This is a genomic window from Psychrobacter sp. BI730, from assembly GCF_013414195.1.
Taxonomy (GTDB): domain Bacteria; phylum Pseudomonadota; class Gammaproteobacteria; order Pseudomonadales; family Moraxellaceae; genus Psychrobacter.
In genome coordinates this window covers 90041-111025 of record NZ_JAATTV010000001.1, presented here as the reverse complement: position 1 = coordinate 111025, position 20985 = coordinate 90041, and the positions used below count along the sequence as shown (strand labels likewise).

Genomic DNA, 20985 nt, shown 5'->3' with positions numbered 1-20985 from the left:
TATAAGCATAATATCAAACACACACTCATTAATAAAGAACGCATTTATGAAAATCAACAAAGCGTATAAATTTAGGCTTGAGCCTAATGCAGAGCAGGAGATTGTTCTAAATAATCTTGTCGGCTCTGCACGTTTTGTTTGGAATCAAATGCTAGTGATCTCATTTGAGATGTTTGCTAAAGATGAGTTTATCAATGCCACGAACCTCGTTAATAAAATCATGGATCTAAAGAGCAATCCTGATTTCGAGTTCTTAAAAAGCAGCTCAAAAGCTGTCTCTTTACAACAAAAAGTACGTGATCTTGCATCGGCTTGGTCACGTTTCTTTAATCCTAAAGTACATGCCAGATTGGAAGAAAATAAAAAGAAACCTCGTAAACCCAAGTTTTTTAAACTGGCTGATGGCACAGAAATCCAGCTACGCCCGTTGATGCCACAATTTAAGCGCAAATCCGATGGGCGTGACTCAATTCGGTTAGTTCAGTTTGATAAATACTGCCGTGTTAAGGGCAATCGAGTAAAACTACCGAATGGCGTGGGCTTGGTGAAGTTTAGAAAATCGCAAGACATTATTGGCACGATTAAAAATGTCACCATTAGCAAGAAATCAGGTCGCTGGTATGTGTCGTTTGGCACAGAGCACGAGCTGACAGAGAACCCTCGTCACCCCTCTAAAAGCGCTATTGGCTTGGACGTGGGCATCAGTAAACTACTCACCACCTCAAACGGTGAATATATTAAACCCAAAAACAGCTTTAAAACCAATCAACTCAAACTTGCCAAACTGCAACGTGGATTGGCGAAAAAAGTAAAATTCAGTGAAAACTGGAAAAAGCAAAACCGCAAGATTCAAAAACTCCACAGCCACATTGCCAATATCAGACATGACTACTTGCACAAAGTCACCACCAGCATCAGCAAAAGCCACGCCATGATCGCTTGTGAAGATTTAAAAGTCGCCAATATGTCGAAATCAGCCAGTGGTACGGTGGAGAATAAAGGTCGTCATGTCAAAGCCAAGTCAGGATTGAATAAATCCATCCTAGATCAAGGCTGGGGCATGATGGTCAATATGCTTAAGTACAAGCAGCAATGGCGCGGTGGGTTACTGATTAAGGTAAACCCACGATACACTAGCCAAACCTGCTCTGAATGCCAGCATATTGCCAAGGAAAACAGACAAATTCAGTCAAAATTTGAGTGCGTCAAATGTAGGTATGTTGCGAACGCTGATTTTAATGCGGCTCGTAACATATTAGCGGCAGGACATGCCGTTTTGTCTGTGGAGGGAGGATGCAGTAAAAATCGCCCGTTGAAACAGAAAGCAAGCGACCTTCGTGAGAAAGTCGCCTAAGAGCATCTGCTTTTAGAATCCCCCACTTGAGCTTCGCGAAAGTGGTGGGAGTATGTCAACCTAGCGTTACTTTTGATATCGATCATTATTGCTCACTACAAAATAAGTTTATTTATGCCCAAAGTGAATACAGACAGCATGCCGAACGACCTGAATACGTTAAGTCTTACTGAACCAAAGACGGATACTATCGCGGTAGACGTGACCGACATTCCATTGTCTCTTTACATTCACATCCCGTGGTGTGTGAAGAAGTGTCCTTATTGCGATTTTAATTCGCATGAGCTACCGATGGACAGCGAACTATCCATGTATGAAGATTATGTCGATGCGTTACTGTTAGATGCCGCGATGCAGCAACCTTTAACTCAGGGCCGAAAAATTGGTTCGATATTTATCGGTGGTGGTACGCCGTCTTTGCTACCCATTTCTCAGTATCAGCGATTGTTTACTGGGTTACGTACATGTTTTGAATTTGCAGAAGACATAGAAGTCACGATGGAGGCCAATCCGGGCACGCTTGAGCATGCGCCATTCGCGCAGTATTTAGAAGTTGGTATCAATCGTCTGTCTATCGGTGTACAGAGCTTTGCCGCTGATAAGCTTAAAGTACTTGGGCGTATCCACGATCCTGTGCAAGCGTTATCAGCAATTCGAGCTGCCAAAGCGGCTGGGTTTGTACGGGTCAACGTCGACCTGATGCACGGTCTACCGCAGCAAACCATGAATGAAGCGCTAGAAGATATCCAAATGGCGCATGATGCTGGCGCAACGCATATCTCTTGGTATCAACTGACTATTGAGCCAAATACCGTGTTTTACCGTAGCCAGCCTATTTTACCCGATGAAGACAATTTGGCAGATATCGAACAAGCAGGGCAATCGTTATTGCAGCAATTAGGCTATAGTAATTATGAGGTGTCGGCATGGACAGGTGCGTCAGATAAACCATGTCGTCATAATATCAACTATTGGCAGTTTGGCGACTATTTAGCAATCGGCGCTGGGGCACATGGTAAAGTAACGATTGGTCGTAACGATAGCAATGGTAGTAACTCGTCAGACGTAAAACATAAAATGGAAGATGACTTTTTAATAGCGTCAGGTATCTATCGCTTTAGCAAATCACGTTTGCCAAAAGATTATGTAGTAATAAATCCAGATGCCACAGAGAAATCTGACATACGCCAAATCACACCAAAGATGGTTGGCTGGCAAGCGATTGATCAAGAGGAGTTAGTGAGCGAGTTTATGCTAAACGCGCTGCGCTTACATGGCGGCGTCGCTTGGTCACTGTTTGAAGAGAGAACTGGATTAACCATTGATAGTATTGCTGAACAAGTAAACAGTCTGGTCAAACAAGGGTTGTTGGTAGATAGTGATACGCAGTTGCAACCGACGGTATTAGGTCAGCGTTATCTCAATCAGATATTACGCGCGTTTTTATAAAATCGTGCTTGAGTAATTGTTTAACAGCAGCGAAGTAAGAACACAAAAAAGACTTATCAAATGAATGATAAGCCTTTTTAAAAATCTAAAAAAAGCAGACCTTAGATTTTATCTTGTACGTCTTGTGCGCCGCCAGTTACAGCATTTCCAGCGCTTGATACGTCTTGGCCAAGGCCTTTAAACGTGTTGCAACCAGTTAAAACGAACATAGCAGTTAAAGATGCGATGATTACTTTTTTCATAATAGTATTCCCAAAAATAAATGAGTGGTTATAAGTAACAACAGTGATGCTAAGCATCGTGCTCAAGATTCACTGAAGAGGTATTGGATGAGACAGTCATACATAAATGCTATCGCGTTATCCATTACAGACATCATAATGAAAGTTAAAAACGCTGCACAGTATCAAAATGTAATTATTGGCAGTAAACTGTAACTTTCGATTACCTACCGCTCATAAATTTAAATAATAGAGCGCTGAATATTTGTGGAGTAAGAATGACCATCCATATTGTGCTAGTAGCACCAAAAATGCCGAGCAATACTGGCAATATTATTCGACTGTGTGCCAATAGCGGGGCACAGCTACATCTAGTCAGACCGTTAGGGTTTGAGCTTGATGATAAAAAGCTACGCCGTGCAGGTCTTGATTATCATGAATATGCTCATTTGCAAGTGCATGATGATTGGACGGCTGCGAGGCAAGCTCTAAAAGCCGCCGATTGCCATGTCGTTACCGCATTGACAACCAAACTGAGCAAACCATTCTACGATTATGACTTTGGTAAAAACTCGGACTCTGACGCATCTGATAAGGCTGCTATGCCCAATATTGCGCTAGTCTTTGGTTCTGAGACAGCAGGTCTGGCAGATGATATACGCGAAGATATCGGTGCTGATAACTGGCTAAGACTGCCTATGCTAGCTGACTCGCGCAGTTTGAACTTATCAAATAGCGTAGCCATTTGTTTGTACGAAATATGGCGACAGCAAGGATTTACAGGCGATGAGGGTCGTAGTGTCGGTTATGAGACGTTGACAGTCTATGACCCAAAATAGCTATGTGTTTAAACAATAGCTATAGATTTAAAAGTATTTGCGTATTCAATGAGAAGTTATACACTGCTCATTAATCTATGATAATTTTCTAGTGCGCCATCGATTGTATCTTATCGCTTGTAAAGCACTTATAAACAATTTGGTGGTTTTGGTAGTCCTGCTAAGCGATTGACATGACGCGCGACCAAACCTGTGTTAAACAATTGCTGTAGCTTTTGATTGCTAATATCAAGTTCTGGCAAAGTCTTTTGTAGCCATTTAATTAATGGACGGGTTGCTGGCGCGTGATTAAATTTGTCAAAAAACGCGCGCACTTGTTGCAAAACTTCTAAATGCTCATCGCTCAGATTAACCTCTAACGTGTCTGCCAATTGCTGCGCGATAGCAGGCGTCCAAATCGTATGGTCACATAGATGGCCGTCTTGATCTAATTCGATATCAGCCGCTGATAATGCAGCGTTGTGAGTGGTCATGTCATTACTCATAAGGCAATCGTCACCACTTTGTCAAACTGACTGCTCTGAGTCAGATTCACCCATTCTGCGTCGGTTAAAATAGCAGTCAACTTAGTTTCTAAATTAAGTTTGCCAGTTGTATTTGTTGTGAGCTGGGCGATGTCATCTGCTAATGCGTAAATACCAGCAATATCCTCGATATCGCTATCATTTAAATAAGCATTGAGCCAGTCGATAAAAGCAGGAGTGCTGCCGAGCAACACAATACTATCGCCTTTGCGCCAAGTGCGAGACATCTCTTCAGTACTGCGTCTAAGGGTAGCCATCGTGCTATGCAATTGATATAAAGTTGCCATAAAGGTGTCCGATTACGTGCTTTATTATTTTATAAATCTAAGTTATATAGCGATTTAAAAGGTAAGTATCTGCTCAAAGTCGTGCGAATTGATGACCTCTGGCACGAGTGTGAGCTGTGATGCCAGATCAGTCGGCAACATACCAGTGACCCAGCCACTAAAGACGTCATCAGGTAGCCAAGCTGCGGCCATATCGTAAAGCTCAAGTGACTGAATCATGCCATGCAGCCGCGAGTCAGATTGCATCAATAAGCCAAAGACAGGCGCATCTAAGAACAATTGCACCTCATGACCAAATGTCGCTAAAGTTAGCGCAAGCGCACAACCTTCGTAGCTTGCTGCTTCAGTGGGCGTGTGCAGCTGAATTAATAGTCTCATTATGTATTCCTAAAAATAGTTACCGCTACCAGTGATCTCAATAGACAAACCATCAAACGACACACTATCAAAACTGTATCAAACGACAGCTATCCTGCATCATCATCGCAAGCTCACTGAGTCCCACTAACGTAAACCCTGTCGCAAGATTGGCACCGTCAAGCTGATGACGTGAGCTATTATCTACATCACTCACGCCGCGGCTAAGGGCTGTACTGACACAGACAGGCAGAGGTAATTGATACTGCTCAGCCAAAGACTGCCATTCTTTGGTCAAGTCTAATTGATCGGCTGACTGCCAACGCAATCGATTGGCTATATGAGCCGAGTCGCCATAAAAGAAGACATTGAGCAATGGTTGTTCAGAGGTAGTATTATCGCTGCTGCCTATGCTATTAGTGTCAGTGTGATCAATATCATCACTATTCGCTGCGCCATTTAGGTAAGCGCGTGCATAGCGTAACGCCAAGTGTGCCAATGGGTGACTAGGGTCAGCAGTAATCAGTAGTAACGGGGTAGTGGTCGTCATAAGGCGCGGTATCACATATTATAAATAAGAGTTTAAAAATTATGGCCGAGTTGCTATAAATGCTTTGTATAAAGTCATTTGGTCGTTATTATTATAGTGCTTGTGTGCAAATTTGCGTGACAGAAAACAGAGTTTATACTGATAATGCGACATACAGCGGATCATACTGTCACATCAAATATCGTTATGTCATAAAAGAGAGGTGCGTCGTCTCTATCAAAGATGTTTATGCTAACATAAAGCGCCGCAAACCAAATAGAGTCACTGTTATTTAACGTGGTTTTATCTCAAGTGTAGGCACACTGAGTATTATTATCTGATGCTGTGACTGCCTCGTAAGAAAAAACAATAAACTTATGAGCTAGGTTCACGTAGTCTTACCATTCTATGTAAGGAGTTTTTGTCACTATGTTACCTGCTATGCCCTCACGTGTGAACAATGGTACAGATTATCAGCCTACCGTAGAACAACTGCAAGTCCTGCAGACAGCGAGCGAATTTGCTTATCAGATTTGGGAGAGTCGGACCGTCTCATGTCAGACGTTTTTGCGTAGCTATCCATTGAATAGTACGCTGACCCGTCAGCAAATCGATGATCTGATACAAGATTATACGCTAGATGAGAACTATCAACTTGCTGATGAAATCAAGGTCATGAGTGGTCTGCGTCACTTGCGCACGCTACTAATGATGCGCTGGATTTGGCAAGACGCCTTGCAAGCGATCAGTCTAGAGCAGCTGACCGATGAGTTGTCTGAATTTGCAGATGGTTGTATCTCTTTTGCTAAGGATTATACCTATCAGCACTTGGTTGCTAAATATGGCGAGCCGACCTTTATCAATGAACAATGCAATATACAAATCGATGATATGGCAATCATGGCCATGGGTAAACTTGGTGCGCAAGAGCTGAATTTATCAAGTGATATTGACCTAATATTTGTGCATCAAGCACGCGGCGAGACCAATGGCAATAAGGCAAAAGGCACACGTAGCATAGATAACAAACGCTTTATGACCAGATTGGGTCAAGGCATCATTAAACTGCTTGATAACAAGACCGCTGACGGTTTTGTCTTTCGAGTAGATATGCGCCTGCGACCATGGGGTGATGGAAGTGATTTGGCCATTCATCTGTCTGCATTGCAAAAATACTTTACGATGCATGGGCGTGCATGGGAGCGTTTTGCTTGGTTAAAAGCGCGCGTAGTCGGACAAATAGACCAGCCATTTTATGAAGAAATACAAGCGCTGATTAAGCCGTTTGTCTTTCGTTATTACGTGGACTACAGTGCGTTTTCAGCATTGAGAGAGATGAAGTCTCTTATTCAAAACCAAGTTGCACAGCGTGAAGACTTGGACAATATCAAGCTTGGCGCGGGTGGTATTAGAGATATCGAGTTTATCGTACAGGCCTTTCAGCTTATCTATGGTGGCCGGCATCCACAGCTGCAAATCAAACCTTGCTTACAAGCGATGCAAGTATTGTGTGAGCTTGGCTACTTGGAGCATTCAACTTACGAGCAGCTACAAGCCGCGTATCGGTTTTTACGCCGGCTTGAGCATGCTATTCAAGCGATTAATGACCAACAGACCCAGCGCTTACCACATGATGAGCAATGGCAGCATAATCTAGCAGTGACGCTGAATTTTGAAAACTGGCATGCCTTATTAGACCAGCTTAATCGTCATCGCGAGAGTGTCAATGTGCCGTTTGAGCGTATGGTCACTGAGCGTCAAATACCTGATAACGAAGATACCGGCCTAGAGCCAGAGCACTTAGATGAGCAAATTGCCCGTTTAAATGAAGTGCTAACAAAAGAAAATCGCGAGGTACTACAGAATTTTTGGCAATCAAAAATGGTGGCTAATTTAAGTGATGAAGCCAGAGAGCGTTTAGACGACGCATATCCTGTCATTGTCCATGCGTTGTTAGCGCATCAAGAACAGCAGCAACTTGCCAATACTGCTTTACCGAGATTGATCTCACTGCTTGAAGCGATTTGCCGCCGTTCTATCTATTTGGTCATGATTGCTGAAAACCCCAATGCAACGATTGAGCTGATTCCAATGCTATCTGCCAGCCCGTGGATCGCAAAAGAGTTGGCTCAGTATCCTGTATTATTAGACACATTTTTGCAGCAGCGTTATCGCCATCTGCCAGATAAACGTGAGCTGCGTGATATCTTGCGCCAACAGTTGCTACGCGTCGAGCCTAACGATGAGGAAGAGCTGTTAAGCGTCCTACGTCTGTTCAAAAAGAATCAGGTGTTGGCGGTTGCTGCTAGTGATGTATTGGCTGAACGCCCGATTATGAAAGTATCGGATTCATTGACTTATATCGCTGAAGTCGTACTAGAAGCAGCATTAGAGCGCGCTTTTGCAGAGATTGTTAATCGTTATGGGTATCCTATTGGCCAAGATGGCGACCCAGTCACTGAAGCGGACTGCGGCTTTGCAATTATCGGTTATGGCAAGCTTGGTGGCTTAGAGCTATCGTATTCTTCAGATTTGGACTTGGTATTCTTACACAAGATAAAAGAGCAAGGCATGACCACTGGTGAAAAATCAGTCAGTGGTATGAAGTTTGCCGCGCGTCTTGTACAAAAACTGATGAATTATCTCAATACTCAAACACGTGATGGCCGTGCCTATGAGATTGATATGCGTCTGCGACCCTCAGGAAATGCTGGCATGATGGTAGTGTCTTGTCATGCGTTTGAAACCTATCAAATGGATAAAGCATGGTCATGGGAGCATCAAGCGTTGGTACGTGCTCGTGCGATTTGTGGAGACAGACGAGTCACTGCACGCTTCTGTGATATTCGCCGCGATGTCTTGTCGTTGCCACGGACACTGGATCAAGTACGTAGTGAAGTTACTAGCATGCGTATCAAAATGCAAAAGCATCTAGGCACGAGCCAATGGCAGCAGGAAGCGGGCAAATTTCATCTTAAGCAAGATGCAGGCGGTATTGTAGACATTGAGTTCTTAGCACAGTTTGCCGTATTGGCCTACTCGCATGAATATCCGAGTTTGACCAAATGGAGCGATAATGTGCGAATTTTTGCAGAAGTTGCCTTGCTTGGTATTTGGGATGACCAAGTCTGTCAGGATTTGACCGATGCCTATCTAAGAATACGTGCTGCTACTCATCAATTGGCACTATCGGAGCAATCTTTGCTCGTTGATGAGTCATTATGGCAGGAGACGCGAGCGTTAGTACAGTCACAATGGCAGCATCTTATGGGTGTGGAGACAGACGACGAGTAATATCGAAACTTGTATGATTAAGGCCTTGCCGATAGTCCAAGAGACGCTTAAACTGTCATGCGTTACGATAAATAGAAGCTATGAATAAAAGCTATCGATAAAAGTTATGAACGAAAACTATGGATAGAGTTGGTAGCTAGGAACGATATAATTAAAAACCATATAGTGCCAAACCAAAAGATTTCATTTGCCAAGACGGCCAGTGATATAATCGGTCACACATCATAATGATACTGTCAGTCGTTTGTCATAATGAAGCTGTTGTTTAAGCAATAAAAATGGGCACTGCGGTGTTATCATACGATGTTGATCACTACTGTTAAATAAAACCTACCTAAAAAAAGTTAGACGTCAGTGCTAGCATAAGGATTATAAAATGAATATGGCAACACAAGATGGTAAGCTTTGGATGAATGGCACAATGATCGAACAGCCAGATGCTAAAGTTCATGTGCTTACCCATAGCTTGCATTATGGCATGGCTGTGTTTGAAGGCGTGCGCGCTTATCAAACTGCTGATAATCGTACGGCTATTTTTCGTCTAAAAGAGCATACCGAGCGTTTGTTAGGCTCTGCAAAAATCTTTCAAATGGACGTACCGTTCGATGCAGCGACTCTAGAGCAAGCGCATAAAGATGTGGTTAAACAGAACAACTTGGCAGAAGCTTATATTCGTCCGCTCATCTGGGTAGGTGCAGAAAAACTTGGCCTGTCTTCACGTGATAACAGCATCAATGCAATGGTTGCTGCTTGGCATTGGGGTGCTTATCTTGGTGAGGAAGGCATTAAAAATGGTATCCGTGTAAAAACCTCTTCATTTACGCATCATATGCCAAACGTCACTATGTGTAAGGCAAAAGCCTCCAGTAACTATCCTGTGTCTATCATGGCGAACCAAGAAGTGACGCGTAATGGCTATGACGAAGCTATTTTGATGGATCCGCAAGGGTATGTTTGTCAAGGCGCTGGTGAAAACTTATTCTTGGTAAAGGATGGCGTGCTACATACGCCAGATTTAGCGGGTGGGGCACTTGATGGTATTACTCGTCGTACTATCCTTCAGTTCGCGGCTGATCTAGACATCAAAGTCGTTGAACGCCGTATCACTCGTGATGAGTTCTACTTAGCAGACGAAATCTTTATGACAGGTACTGCTGCTGAAGTGACGCCTATTCGTGAATATGACGATCGCATCATCGGTAATGGTGGTCGCGGACCATTGACTGAAAAACTACAGACCCTATACTTTGATGTGGTTCATGGTCGTAATGAGAAATATATGGACTGGTTAAGCTTTATTGACTAATAAAGTCGTTAGTTTAAAGACCAAAAAGGCTGAACATAATTGTTCAGTCTTTTTTTTATGCTAATATAGCCATCATATTTATTCTTAAGATTAAAGTGAGCAGTCCATGCCAATAGATTCTAGTACAGCAGATAATAACAATATCAAACAAATTATTTGTATTAAATGGGGTACAAAGTACGGGGCTGATTACGCCAATAAACTGTATGGCATGGTATCTCGCAATATCACGCCACCGTTTCGCTTCGTCTGTTTTACCGATGATACCACCGATGTACGTCCAGAAATCGAATGTCAAGCATTGCCACCATTAGATGTCACCATGCCAACCAACACACTTGGCAAGTGGCCAAAGTCTCGTTTGTGGGGTGAGAAGTTAGGTGATTTGACAGGGACAGTATTATTTGTAGATTTGGATGTGATTATAGTAGATAGCCTCGATCCTTTCTTTGAATACGGCGAGCCAGACGATGTTATTTTATCTTATAACCCGAGTAACCCATTAGAGCGCCTAGGGCAAACGTCTTGCTTTAGGTTTCAGATAGGGTCACTTATTTCACTCCAAGAGAAGTTCAAAGCTGACCCGCAAGGTATCGCTGATGAATATCGTTTTGAGCAGCGTTTTGTCACCCGTAATGCACCAGGTGGTGTAAAACTGTTTCCAAAAGCTTGGGTCGCACACTTTAGACGTAAATGTCGCCAACCATTCCCGCTTAACTACATCAAAGAACCGAAGATTCCTAAAGGCGCTCGTATTGTTATCTTCCCAGGTGATTTGTATCCTACGCACGCTATTGAAGGCAGATACAATAAAAACGCCGCCAATAATGCTAAAGACCATCTAAAAAGATTGACTGAGCCTAAAAATTTGAAAAGACCGCTACGTCATTTGCGTCACTTTATCTTGCCAGTAGGATGGGTTGAGAAATATTGGAGAGAATAGATTTAACTTTATAGTTATTACCATATTAGCAAACGTTAGTATTGATGCTTTCTATCTTTATATTCGTGAAGATAGAAAGCATGACCCAGTGAATGGATAGAATTATGAAAACAAATGATACCATCAGAGTCTTTGTTGGCTGTGACCCAAATAACTGTGATTTAGAGCAGATGATGGTTCTAGATTATAGTATTCATAAACATACTAGTATGCCAGTGGAAATAGTATGGATGCAGTTATCGCGCGATCCGGATAGCTACTGGTATTCAAATCCTGAGACTGGTAAGGGTTGGGATACTACTAAGTGGTCAACGCCTTTTTCTGGTTTTAGATGGGCGATTCCTGAGTATTGCAATTATTCTGGACGTGCAATCTATATGGACGCTGATGTTGTTATTTTAGACGATCTAGCAAAGCTATGGCAGCATCCTATCCAAGGGCAGTCTATAGTAGCCGCTAAAGCAAATGCTGATATGACTCGTCTATGCACCTGTGTGTGGGATTGTGATGCTGCAAAAAATGTGGTTTTGCCTATCGAGAAACTTAAAAAAGATCCCAAAAGTCACAAAGAGATGATGGCTTTGTTTAAGAAAAATACGCAACTGATTGAGCCTTATCAAGATAGCTATAACTGTATCGATGGTGAAGACTTAGCAATAGAAGAAATCAAAATTTTGCATTATTCCGATATGGGAACGCAATTCAGTCATAAGTACTCCTTACCTAGAGTGAATGAGGAAGGGATTGAGCATTGGTTTGACGGTGAAGTATTGCCACATCCAAGACAGGATTTGGTCGATCTTTTCGATACCTACTATAATGAAGCGCTTACTGCTGGATATGATTTAGAAAGTTATCGAATTGAGCCATTTGGTAGTTTTCCAAAAAAATCACAACAAGGATATATAGGTAATAAGGTGACTCGTCCACATGCTTCTAAGTCATTTTTTTCAAAGCTATTTAAACGCTAGTTTTTAATGAAGCAGTGATAAGCCTTTTTAAAAAGCTAAAGATTTATTCCATAGGTTGTCGTTTATGAAGCAGCACAAAAAAATAGCGTTACTCGTTATTAATTGTTTACAAGGCGGCGGTGCGGAACGTGTTGTATTGACATTGGGGCAAGGATTCTATGAATTAGGGTATGAAGTACATATTCTAAGATTCAAGCCACTGGTACAGTACGATTTAAGCCAAAATCTCAATTATCATGTCTTAAAATTTAAGCCCTACAAATTAATACCAGGGGCACAAAGACGCGATAGAGTTTTTGCGCGCGCTGTTGATAAATACGTTTTACAACATATCGGTCAGCCTGACATCATATTATCTAATCTAGATCGTGCCGATAGTATTCTAAGTAATAGTAAACTGCCTAATATCACTTATATTATTCATAACACAGTATCACTACTCTATAAGTTTAATAAAAATCACGACGCTGAGCAGTTAAAGCAAAGAATGATAGATATATATACCAAGCATCCTTGTGTGTGCGTCAGTGAAGGCGCTCAAAAAGATTTTATTAAGAGCTTTGGTCATATTACGCCAACCACCGCCATTCATAATCCAATAGATAAAAACAGTATTCAACAACAAGCCGATGCTTTTGTCCCTGACTACCAAAACTATATTATCCATGTCGGTAGTTTCAAAGATGCCAAGCGTCATGATGTATTGGTAAATGCTTATGCAAAAACAGATCAATCTATGCCTTTACTACTTTTAGGTCAAGGGAAGCATAAAAGTGAAACAGAGCGACTTGTAACAGAGTTAAGCCTAGAAGACAAAGTAATATTTTTAGGATTTTGTGATAATCCCTTTCCTTACATCAAAAATGCGCAGTTTAAGATATTGACGTCTGACTGGGAAGGGTTTGCTCTGGTCATTGCCGAAGCTCTCGTGCTAGGTACTCCCGTTATCAGTACCAACTGTCCGTCAGGCCCAAGTGAGTTACTGCCTGAAAGTAACTTGATGCCAATGGGCGATATTGATGCCATTGCCAAAAAAATGCAGCAAGCTATGAATAACCCGCAAGCGTTTCATGCGCCGTTCGATGAAGCGCTGCTACCAGTCAAAATAGCAGAAAAATACGTAGAGTTTGCTGAACAAGTCCATATTATGAATAAATAGTTCCAAATATTTTATACTCACAATGTCTATTTCTAAGAAAATTTAAAATGATTAATAGTGTTATTAGAACAAGAAAAAAAGAAGTTAAAAATAATAAAAATAAAGTACTCTTAGTCATTAACTGTCTACAAGGTGGCGGCGCTGAACGTGTTGTTCTGACTTTAGGACAGGGATTCTATGATTTGGGTTATGAAGTACATATTTTACGGTTTAAGCCCCGTGTAGATTACGAGCTTAATCCAAAACTAAACTACCACTTTATTGATTTTAAGCGTTATAAACTGATACCAAAATTAGAACGTCGTGACAAAGTTTTTGCGTTCGTAGTCGATCGTTACATTTCAAAAAACATTGGTCAGCCTGATATGATACTGTCTAATCTAGATCGTGCAGATAGTATTTTAAGCAATAGCAAACTACCTAATATATTTTATGTGATTCATAACACAGTGTCTTTGTTATATAAATTCGATAATACGAATGCTGCTGACACACTAAAGTCAAAGATGATTAACATCTACTCCAAGCATCCTTGTATATGTGTCAGTAAAGGCGCTGAAAAAGATTTTGTTGAAAGCTTTGGTAATATTACGCCAACGATTGCCATTCACAATCCAGTCGATAGAGATTACATTCAAAAGCTAGGTGACGCATTTACTCCTGAGTACCAAGATTATATTGTTCATGTGGGGAGTTTTAAAGAAGCGAAACGTCACGATGTGCTGCTAAAAGCATATGCTCGAACAGATCAGTCTATGCCACTATTACTGCTAGGTAAAGGAAAGCTGAAAGACGAAATAGAGCAATTGGTAGTAGAACTCAACTTAGAAGAAAAAGTAGTATTTTTAGGTTTTCAGGAGAACCCTTTTCCTTATATAAAGCATGCTAAATTTAAAGTGCTAACCTCTGATTGGGAAGGTTTTGCCTTAGTGATTGCCGAAGCTCTTGTATTAGAAACCCCTGTTATCAGTACAGACTGCCCATCAGGTCCAAGTGAGTTACTACCATCGTACAACCTCGTCCCTGTAGGAGATGTTGACGCTTTAGCAGAAAAAATGGATGAAGCAATGGTGGATGCTAGTATGTATGAGTCCGCATTCGATAATGAGCTGCTACCAACGAATATTGCTCAACAATATATAGAGTTTATGGCAACCAATAATTAGGCGTTTCTTAGTCTCAGCATTGATAAAAAACGAAAGCAGTAGTTTTGAGTCAAAATATGAGAAAGATAGCCCTAATCTAACCACCATTTGGACCAATCATCTCTATGCAATTGCCGTAGAGTAGCGAAAGCACTTTGGTTGTTCTGTAGTTTTTCGAATACAGCGAGTAGTATAGTCGTAGCCAATTTATCGACTTTCTGAAATTTATTATAGCGTTTACGCATATTTCTTAAGCTATCATCGGTACCAATACGGAAATAAGTAAGTCCATCGTATAGAGGCAAATCGCCGGCATAAAGTATGTCGGTTTTTTCGTCTAATAACGGCATAGGTTCAGCATTAGTGGATAACTGCAGAAAGTTTTTGGTCTCATAAGTACGTAAAGTATTCATTAAAGTGACCACATTCATCAAGATAGCTGCTCTATGAGTATTGTCTGAATGATCAATAAACGTATCGCAAGCAGAGACAATCCAGCGCAACGACAGATGTGTCAATAAATAGTCGCTCTCTGCCTCCCATAACTTTTCAAATTCAGCGAATGTTTTATCTATTTTGTACTTACGGCGCATTAGTATAATAAGCGTGTTGTGATAAAAGCAGAGCTCAGACTCACCAAGTGATTTGTATTTCAAGTTATTCAAATGGTTTTCTAAATCTGTGCTTTTACGCTCATCAGTTAACGCTTCAATATCACACATTGATTCAGTAATGGTTGTTGCTTTCATCTCATCAAAGCTTCTATCATCATAGGTTTTGATAATCTTACCTGCATTCAATCTTTTTTCGCTTCGAAAGATCAATAGCAATTTTCTCTGCCAACTTGAAGGTGTAGCCATATTATCAAAATCCTCTAAAAATATATAAAGATATTAGCGCCGTAATCTCTATAATATAAGTCTTAGAGATCATTGTTGTTTGTTTAGACTGAATAATACTGTTTATACCAGTCAACAAATTGTTTGATACCTTCTTCGATACTGGTTTCAGGCTTAAAGCCAATGTCCTCTACCAACTCATCTATATCGGCGTAAGTAATCGGTACGTCGCCTGCTTGCATAGGCAATAAGTTTTCTTGCGCTTTTTTACCACAAGCGTTTTCAATAGCAGTAATAAAACGGCGCAAAGTGACTGGCTGATTATTACCAATGTTGTAAATCTTATAGGGGGCAGCTGCAGTCGTAATAGTAGAATGCTGGGGCGAAGGGGCCTTATTAATTATACGAATAATGCCGTTGACGATATCATCAATATACGTAAAGTCACGCTGCATAACACCATTATTGAATACATTAATTGGCTCGCCAGCCAGAATTTTCTTAGTAAAAGAAAAGTACGCCATATCAGGTCGACCATAAGGACCGTAAACGGTGAAAAACCTTAATCCTGTCGTAGGTATATTATATAAATGACTATAGCTATGTGCCATAAGCTCGTTGGATTTTTTGGTAGCGGCATATAGGCTGATAGGAAAATCAACACAATCAGCAGTGGTAAATGGCTGCTTTATATTCATACCATAAACAGAGCTAGAGCTTGCGTAGATTAAGTGCTTAATATCGTGGTGACGACAGCCTTCTAGAATATTAACAAAGCCAACCACATTTGAGTCGATATACGCGTTAGGGTTTTCGATAGAATAGCGCACACCTGCTTGGGCACCTAAATTAACAACTGTATCAAATTGATAGGTTGCAAAAAGCTCAGATATGGCTTCACGATCAGCCAGATCTAACTTAATAAATGTAAAAATTTCTGGATCTGATATCTCACCTAATATTCTCAAACGCGCTTCTTTTAGATCTGTATCATAATAGTCGTTGATATTGTCGATACCAACGATACAGTAATCCCTAGCAGATAGATCTGTTTCTAGTATCGCCTTGATTAAATGAAAACCAATAAAACCTGCCGCACCAGTGACCAGTATTTTCATTAGTCGCTCCCAAACAGATCGCGAGTGAATACTTTGTCTGCGACATCTTTTATATCGTCAGATAGGCGGTTTGCGACAATGACATCACTCACTGATTTAAAGGTTTCTAAATCTTGAATCACACGCGAATTAAAGAAATTGTCTTCTTTTAGCACAGGTTCGTAGACAACAACCTCGATACCTTTTGCCTTGATACGTTTCATGATGCCTTGTATGGCAGATGCTCTAAAGTTATCTGACCCACTTTTCATTACTAGGCGATGTATTCCCACGATTTTTGGCTGTCTTTCGATGATTTTATCGGCAATAAAGTCTTTGCGGGTTCTATTAGAATCGACAATGGCTTTTATCAGGTTGCTTGGCACTTCATCGTAATTTGCTAATAACTGCTTAGTATCTTTGGGCAGACAGTAGCCGCCATAGCCAAATGAAGGGTTATTATAATGATTGCCAATACGAGGGTCTAAGCCAATACCCTCTATGATTTGTTTGGTTTCAAGTCCAAAGGTTTGAGCGTAAGTATCAAGCTCATTAAAATAGGCCACGCGCATTGCTAAATAAGTATTAGAAAATAGCTTAATTGCCTCAGCTTCAGTGGGCTTTACAAATAGTAGCGGCACGTCCTTCTTGATCGCGCCTTCAAGGAGTAAGTTAGCGAATAATTGAGCCCGTTCTGACTGTTCACCTACAATGATTCGAGAAGGGTAAAGGTTGTCATGCAGCGCTTTACCTTCTCGCAGAAATTCGGGTGAAAAGATAATACGGTCAGTTGCATAACGCTCTCTAATACTCGCCGTATATCCCACTGGTACGGTAGACTTTATAATAATAGTCGCTTGTTGATTGACCAAAAGTACTTGCTCAATCACTGCTTCTACCGTTGATGTATTGAAGTAATTGGTCTTGGCGTCATAATCAGTTGGTGTCGCCACAATAATAAAATCAGCGCCTTTATAGGCTGCCGACGCATCAAGTGTCGCAGAAAAGTTGAGATTTTTATTTGATAAAAAATCCTCAATATCTTCATCTTCAATAGGGGACTGCTGAGTATTCAATAAGTCGATTTTTTCAGGAACAATGTCGACAGCGACGACTTCGTTGTGCTGTGCCAATAGCATTGCATTTGATAGGCCTACGTAGCCTGTACCTACTACTGCTATTTTCATAATATATCCAATTAATGTTCATGCTTTGATGGATCTGATCCGAAATTGGTTTATGCTAAATATGACTAAAAATCACGATACCGTGTCAGCTCAGCTAACTGACGTTCCCGTCACAGAAGTGGGAAGATACGCTAAAAATTTATGCTTCATAGCTTGGCTGATTTTGTTGTGTAAATCTGGTTCCAGAAGATCTAGGCTTTGGATACAACCGTACTTGATAGATTTATCTTCTAAAGCAATGATAAAGTCCTCTACGCTATTCTCATTTTTTAGATAGTTGATAGAGGTATTAGGCTTTAAGTGTGCTTCGCTTTTTTGAATTTTCAGATGATTCATCAGTGTTATAGGGTTAACTTGGGCGACATCTCTGAATTTGTATTTTATCTGCTCGGTCAATAATTGCGGATGATTCAACAAATGGGACTTTAAGATGTTTTTATCGACAATATGAGGGTAATGATGAATTTCAAAAAACTGATTCATGCCCAGTATTTTAGCACTTAACATTTGCGCGATAGTATGCCTTGGCTGTATCGATGTGCCAAACAATTTAAAGCGTGATTTTCGAAAATTAAGCTTGGCATTCAAAGCAGCACTTTTACGCCACTCACCATGAATGATTAGCTTCTCACTGTCTAAAAAGTCATCTATCGTCACTGGTTGATTAAAAAAGAAATCATCGTTCATATAGATAAAATAGTCAGACAATCCTTGGATATTCCAAATCATCGTCTCAATTGATCGAGTGTTGAAGGTCGGTAAAAATTCTTCATAACCTAAAAATATGTCCTTATGATCAACAATGCGTATTTTATCTGCTGAGCAAATACCTTGCTTGGCAAACTCATCGATGAACGCTGGCTTTTGTTGATCTGTGACGACATATATATGACGACAAAAAGGCACATATTTGATGATAGAAGCAATATTATAATATATCTCATCGTCGCTAGCGAAACGCGTGTCAGTTATTGCGTCAGATGCCACTTCTTTAGTTGGCTTATACTGTTCTCGCTTGTGTTTGAGTATAGGGTCTGCGCCATCTACCCAAGCAATGACGATGTCTAATGTGTTTTCATTAGGCTGCTTCATAACTGATCCTGCTCTCTTCGGATATGCATCTATTTTAGTAGCTATATTAGACCAGCTATGATATTTGCTGATGCGATTATTAACAAGGTTTAATCGATTTAGATAGTTAGACTCATTATAATTTTTATAGAGATACCGTTAAATCCTGCTCGTACTTTACTGAGTAGATGCCGAGTACCAGCGGTAGGTGAGACTAGCATATAAAGTCAGAACGCTGCAATAATTATGACCATAGTTGCATTCATTTGGCTAACCTATCATGCCTATACCGTTAAAAAACCAAGCTGAGACACCAATGCCACCTATTATTCTATTTATTTTAAAAGCGCTTGAAGGTCGCGGTGCTGAGCGTATGGTTGCGACGTTGGCAAGCACTTATGCAGATATGGGCTATCGTACTCATATTCTATGTTTGGAAGCGACGCAAGATATGCTACTAGACGCTCGTGTGCAATATCACATCGTGCCATATGATGAGGTGTTTTCTGAGCAGAATCTCGACCCAGAATCTACGCAAGCACAAGCCTACGAATCAGTCGCTAAGCGTATTGACACTTACGTGCTTAGCCAAATAGGGAAGCCAGATTTGATACTGGCTAATATCTATAAAATAAACTGGATTATGGCATATAGCCAGTTGCCAAACATCGTAAATGTACTGCATACGGCGCTATCTAAGCAGTTCCAAAACCAATTATTAGAGTCGCCAGTACAGACTATAAATCATTTGAAAATGGTCTATGGCGCTCATCCTTGTAGCTGTGTGAGTAAAGGTGCACGTCAAGATTTGATTGATATTATAGGAAATATTACCAAAACCACAACAATCTACAATCCTTGTGATGCTATTGCTATAAAGACCAAAGCAGCAGCATCTAGCCATCTTGAACATTTCGGATTAGTAGATAAAGAGTACATTATACATGTCGCCTCATTTGATGACATGAAAGGTCATCGAGACTTGCTACAGGCGTATGCTAAAACAGAACGAAAGCTGCCATTAGTGCTAGTAGGTAAAGGTAGGCTTGAAGCAGAGATTGAACAGTTGGCTGTCCAACTAAATATTAGCGATAGTATTAAATTTTTAGGCTTCCAGACCAACCCTTATCCATTAATTAGATCAGCTGCACTGATGGTACTCACCTCTAAGTTTGAAGGCTTTGGCTATGTCATCGTAGAGGCGCAAGCACTGGGCGTACCAGTAATCAGTACGGATTGTCCTTTTGGTCCAAGAGAACTATTACCTAAAGAAAACTTAATAGCGGTAGGTGATATTGATGGCTTGGCCATGCTCATCGATCAAGCCATAGACAACCTTACAGATTATATCGTGCCGCTAAACCAGCAGTTACTGCCTGAACATATTGCAAGACAGTACTTAGCGTTTGGTTCTGTTTTAGATTCAGAGAAAAATGAGGGTTTATAACTTGTAGTGGCTCTTAATTAAACGCAATTAAGTAGAGGTTATTAACTGCGAGTCATCAACTAGAAAGTGTCAAATAGTGATTTAGAGATAGGAGAGTGGTTGACGACGGGTACACCATGCGATTGATAGATTCTGCCGAGTAAGTTAAACGAAGGGATAATGCGCTCGTGCATGACTTTGCTGAGCATACTTGGCGCACTATTATTTTTATTTTCATAAAACCGTGGTTGCTTGCTGTTAAGCAGATCAATACCGTACAGATGAATACTCGCTGCTTGACGCGAAAACGCCAACTGCGCCGCGACATAAGCAACGGTGCCTGCTTCCACAAATCCATGAGTAATGTTAAGAGAGACACCGATGTCAGCCGCTTTATGATCGCTATCAATGATAAAGTTTGGATTATTGATAAAGTACGATAGGGGTATTTTTTTATTGAGTAATTTTTTCTTAAAGATAAGCTTATTAAAAGATAGCCTGTTTGACTTGACTCCCCATGGCCTATCTACTGGGTACAACACCCGCATGGCACGATGGTACGTTTGCATAATATCAGGGTGCGTGGTGGCCATCGCTTCAAAGACAGCTAATGTTGCATATAGAGGTTGACCCGTATAGTACTGCTGTAAAATCTCAGGCTGATGATTGATAAAGCGCGCATCACTGATGACGTAACCAGCAATATCGGTAAACTGATGCTGCCCAATCAGGCTGATACTGCCATTGACAAAAATAGTAGGCGTATCTAGTAGCTCTGCTAACGGAAGCTGCTGTATAGATGGCCCTGAGGCGATAATATTGACGTCTTTTCCATGTAAGCTCTGTTCAGGTTCATTGGCATTAAAAGCATTGATAATGATGAGCTCATTATCAATGTTGAACCCAGCAGTAGCAGGTAATCTTAAATATAGCGCCATACTATTTTCCAGTCGTTTATTTCACCTATCTTATATCTTAATACACTGC

At 40.9% G+C, this 20985-nt stretch carries 20 protein-coding genes; 10 read left to right on the top strand and 10 right to left on the bottom strand.

What is annotated here, in order from left to right; translation table 11 throughout:
- The first annotated feature begins 46 nt into the window (after positions 1 to 46).
- On the top strand, positions 47 to 1354 hold the full coding sequence (locus tag HCZ91_RS00430; RefSeq protein ID WP_179797283.1) for an RNA-guided endonuclease TnpB family protein: 1308 nt from the start codon (positions 47 to 49) through the stop codon (positions 1352 to 1354).
- 138 nt (positions 1355 to 1492) lie between these two features.
- Positions 1493 to 2803: a radical SAM family heme chaperone HemW gene (hemW, locus tag HCZ91_RS00425; RefSeq protein WP_179797479.1), complete on the top strand. Its 1311-nt coding sequence runs from the start codon at positions 1493 to 1495 to the stop codon at positions 2801 to 2803.
- 101 nt (positions 2804 to 2904) lie between these two features.
- Here the strand turns inward: hemW and HCZ91_RS00420 are convergent, their stop codons facing one another.
- Positions 2905 to 3045 carry an entericidin A/B family lipoprotein gene (locus HCZ91_RS00420; RefSeq protein ID WP_101204419.1) on the bottom strand — a complete coding sequence of 47 codons (141 nt, stop codon included), beginning with the start codon at positions 3043 to 3045 and terminating at the stop codon, positions 2905 to 2907.
- Between the two features lie 257 nt (positions 3046 to 3302).
- Between HCZ91_RS00420 and HCZ91_RS00415 the strand changes: the two genes are divergently transcribed.
- A complete protein-coding gene (locus HCZ91_RS00415; protein WP_179797281.1) occupies positions 3303 to 3863 on the top strand; it encodes a tRNA (cytidine(34)-2'-O)-methyltransferase in 561 nt (186 codons plus the stop codon).
- Positions 3864 to 3991: 128 nt separating this feature from the next.
- On the opposite strand, the gene HCZ91_RS00410 is transcribed toward HCZ91_RS00415, so the two are convergent.
- From HCZ91_RS00410 to tusD, 4 genes are all read right to left on the bottom strand, one after another.
- Positions 3992 to 4336: a TusE/DsrC/DsvC family sulfur relay protein gene (locus HCZ91_RS00410; protein ID WP_238053025.1), complete on the bottom strand. Its 345-nt coding sequence runs from the start codon at positions 4334 to 4336 to the stop codon at positions 3992 to 3994.
- Positions 4337 to 4344: 8 nt separating this feature from the next.
- Positions 4345 to 4674 (bottom strand): hypothetical protein, encoded by a 330-nt coding sequence (locus HCZ91_RS00405; RefSeq protein ID WP_179797277.1) that lies wholly within the window; start codon positions 4672 to 4674, stop codon positions 4345 to 4347.
- A 54-nt stretch (positions 4675 to 4728) separates the two neighbouring features.
- Entirely contained in the window at positions 4729 to 5052 is a 324-nt protein-coding gene (locus HCZ91_RS00400; protein ID WP_179797275.1) for a hypothetical protein, read from the bottom strand.
- Positions 5053 to 5119: 67 nt separating this feature from the next.
- The gene (gene tusD, locus HCZ91_RS00395; RefSeq protein ID WP_179797273.1) at positions 5120 to 5581 is read right to left on the bottom strand and encodes a sulfurtransferase complex subunit TusD; all 462 of its coding nucleotides are present in this window, start codon (positions 5579 to 5581) and stop codon (positions 5120 to 5122) included.
- Between the two features lie 408 nt (positions 5582 to 5989).
- On the opposite strand from tusD, the gene glnE reads away from it, so the two are divergent.
- The 6 genes from glnE (at position 5990) to HCZ91_RS00365 (ending at position 14399) form a co-directional block, all read left to right on the top strand.
- Positions 5990 to 8854, top strand: a complete 2865-nt coding sequence (glnE, locus tag HCZ91_RS00390) for a bifunctional [glutamate--ammonia ligase]-adenylyl-L-tyrosine phosphorylase/[glutamate--ammonia-ligase] adenylyltransferase (protein ID WP_179797271.1) — start codon at positions 5990 to 5992, stop codon at positions 8852 to 8854.
- A gap of 376 nt (positions 8855 to 9230) precedes the next feature.
- Positions 9231 to 10160, top strand: coding sequence for a branched-chain amino acid transaminase (locus HCZ91_RS00385; protein ID WP_179797269.1), 930 nt, complete (start codon positions 9231 to 9233; stop codon positions 10158 to 10160).
- Between the two features lie 106 nt (positions 10161 to 10266).
- Positions 10267 to 11103 carry a glycosyl transferase gene (locus HCZ91_RS00380; RefSeq protein WP_179797267.1) on the top strand — a complete coding sequence of 279 codons (837 nt, stop codon included), beginning with the start codon at positions 10267 to 10269 and terminating at the stop codon, positions 11101 to 11103.
- Positions 11104 to 11207: 104 nt separating this feature from the next.
- The gene (locus HCZ91_RS00375; RefSeq protein ID WP_179797265.1) at positions 11208 to 12074 is read left to right on the top strand and encodes a glycosyltransferase; all 867 of its coding nucleotides are present in this window, start codon (positions 11208 to 11210) and stop codon (positions 12072 to 12074) included.
- A 64-nt stretch (positions 12075 to 12138) separates the two neighbouring features.
- Positions 12139 to 13233: a glycosyltransferase gene (locus tag HCZ91_RS00370; RefSeq protein ID WP_179797263.1), complete on the top strand. Its 1095-nt coding sequence runs from the start codon at positions 12139 to 12141 to the stop codon at positions 13231 to 13233.
- Between the two features lie 47 nt (positions 13234 to 13280).
- Entirely contained in the window at positions 13281 to 14399 is a 1119-nt protein-coding gene (locus HCZ91_RS00365) for a glycosyltransferase (RefSeq protein WP_179797261.1), read from the top strand.
- A gap of 71 nt (positions 14400 to 14470) precedes the next feature.
- On the opposite strand, the gene HCZ91_RS00360 is transcribed toward HCZ91_RS00365, so the two are convergent.
- From HCZ91_RS00360 to HCZ91_RS00345, 4 genes are all read right to left on the bottom strand, one after another.
- The gene (locus HCZ91_RS00360) at positions 14471 to 15238 is read right to left on the bottom strand and encodes a hypothetical protein (RefSeq protein WP_179797259.1); all 768 of its coding nucleotides are present in this window, start codon (positions 15236 to 15238) and stop codon (positions 14471 to 14473) included.
- 83 nt (positions 15239 to 15321) lie between these two features.
- Positions 15322 to 16335 carry an NAD-dependent epimerase gene (locus HCZ91_RS00355; protein WP_160021885.1) on the bottom strand — a complete coding sequence of 338 codons (1014 nt, stop codon included), beginning with the start codon at positions 16333 to 16335 and terminating at the stop codon, positions 15322 to 15324.
- The gene (locus HCZ91_RS00350) at positions 16335 to 17501 is read right to left on the bottom strand and encodes a nucleotide sugar dehydrogenase (protein WP_179797257.1); all 1167 of its coding nucleotides are present in this window, start codon (positions 17499 to 17501) and stop codon (positions 16335 to 16337) included. The genes HCZ91_RS00355 and HCZ91_RS00350 overlap by 1 nt, the downstream gene beginning before the upstream one ends.
- Positions 17502 to 17591: 90 nt before the next feature.
- A complete protein-coding gene (locus HCZ91_RS00345; protein ID WP_179797255.1) occupies positions 17592 to 18593 on the bottom strand; it encodes a capsular polysaccharide biosynthesis protein in 1002 nt (333 codons plus the stop codon).
- Between the two features lie 259 nt (positions 18594 to 18852).
- On the opposite strand from HCZ91_RS00345, the gene HCZ91_RS00340 reads away from it, so the two are divergent.
- Entirely contained in the window at positions 18853 to 20019 is a 1167-nt protein-coding gene (locus HCZ91_RS00340; RefSeq protein ID WP_257019921.1) for a glycosyltransferase, read from the top strand.
- A gap of 59 nt (positions 20020 to 20078) precedes the next feature.
- Here HCZ91_RS00340 and HCZ91_RS00335 read toward each other — a convergent pair whose 3' ends face one another.
- Positions 20079 to 20936, bottom strand: coding sequence for a hypothetical protein (locus HCZ91_RS00335; protein WP_179797253.1), 858 nt, complete (start codon positions 20934 to 20936; stop codon positions 20079 to 20081).
- Positions 20937 to 20985: the final 49 nt, after the last annotated feature.

Excerpts from the sequence above, each read along its gene's own strand:
- HCZ91_RS00430 (WP_179797283.1), top strand. The coding sequence starts at position 47 with ATGAAAATCAACAAAGCGTATAAATTTAGGCTTGAGCCTAATGCAGAG.
- HCZ91_RS00385 (WP_179797269.1), top strand. The coding sequence starts at position 9,231 with ATGAATATGGCAACACAAGATGGTAAGCTTTGGATGAATGGCACAATG.
- HCZ91_RS00400 (WP_179797275.1), bottom strand. The coding sequence starts at position 5,052 with ATGAGACTATTAATTCAGCTGCACACGCCCACTGAAGCAGCAAGCTAC.
- hemW (WP_179797479.1), top strand. The coding sequence starts at position 1,493 with ATGCCGAACGACCTGAATACGTTAAGTCTTACTGAACCAAAGACGGAT.
- HCZ91_RS00380 (WP_179797267.1), top strand. The coding sequence starts at position 10,267 with ATGCCAATAGATTCTAGTACAGCAGATAATAACAATATCAAACAAATT.
- HCZ91_RS00355 (WP_160021885.1), bottom strand. The coding sequence starts at position 16,335 with ATGAAAATACTGGTCACTGGTGCGGCAGGTTTTATTGGTTTTCATTTA.
- HCZ91_RS00375 (WP_179797265.1), top strand. The coding sequence starts at position 11,208 with ATGAAAACAAATGATACCATCAGAGTCTTTGTTGGCTGTGACCCAAAT.
- HCZ91_RS00360 (WP_179797259.1), bottom strand. The coding sequence starts at position 15,238 with ATGGCTACACCTTCAAGTTGGCAGAGAAAATTGCTATTGATCTTTCGA.
- HCZ91_RS00350 (WP_179797257.1), bottom strand. The coding sequence starts at position 17,501 with ATGAAAATAGCAGTAGTAGGTACAGGCTACGTAGGCCTATCAAATGCA.
- HCZ91_RS00335 (WP_179797253.1), bottom strand. The coding sequence starts at position 20,936 with ATGGCGCTATATTTAAGATTACCTGCTACTGCTGGGTTCAACATTGAT.
- HCZ91_RS00345 (WP_179797255.1), bottom strand. The coding sequence starts at position 18,593 with ATGAAGCAGCCTAATGAAAACACATTAGACATCGTCATTGCTTGGGTA.
- HCZ91_RS00370 (WP_179797263.1), top strand. The coding sequence starts at position 12,139 with ATGAAGCAGCACAAAAAAATAGCGTTACTCGTTATTAATTGTTTACAA.
- HCZ91_RS00365 (WP_179797261.1), top strand. The coding sequence starts at position 13,281 with ATGATTAATAGTGTTATTAGAACAAGAAAAAAAGAAGTTAAAAATAAT.
- HCZ91_RS00405 (WP_179797277.1), bottom strand. The coding sequence starts at position 4,674 with ATGGCAACTTTATATCAATTGCATAGCACGATGGCTACCCTTAGACGC.
- HCZ91_RS00340 (WP_257019921.1), top strand. The coding sequence starts at position 18,853 with ATGCCTATACCGTTAAAAAACCAAGCTGAGACACCAATGCCACCTATT.
- HCZ91_RS00410 (WP_238053025.1), bottom strand. The coding sequence starts at position 4,336 with ATGACCACTCACAACGCTGCATTATCAGCGGCTGATATCGAATTAGAT.
- glnE (WP_179797271.1), top strand. The coding sequence starts at position 5,990 with ATGTTACCTGCTATGCCCTCACGTGTGAACAATGGTACAGATTATCAG.
- tusD (WP_179797273.1), bottom strand. The coding sequence starts at position 5,581 with ATGACGACCACTACCCCGTTACTACTGATTACTGCTGACCCTAGTCAC.
- HCZ91_RS00415 (WP_179797281.1), top strand. The coding sequence starts at position 3,303 with ATGACCATCCATATTGTGCTAGTAGCACCAAAAATGCCGAGCAATACT.
- HCZ91_RS00420 (WP_101204419.1), bottom strand. The coding sequence starts at position 3,045 with ATGAAAAAAGTAATCATCGCATCTTTAACTGCTATGTTCGTTTTAACT.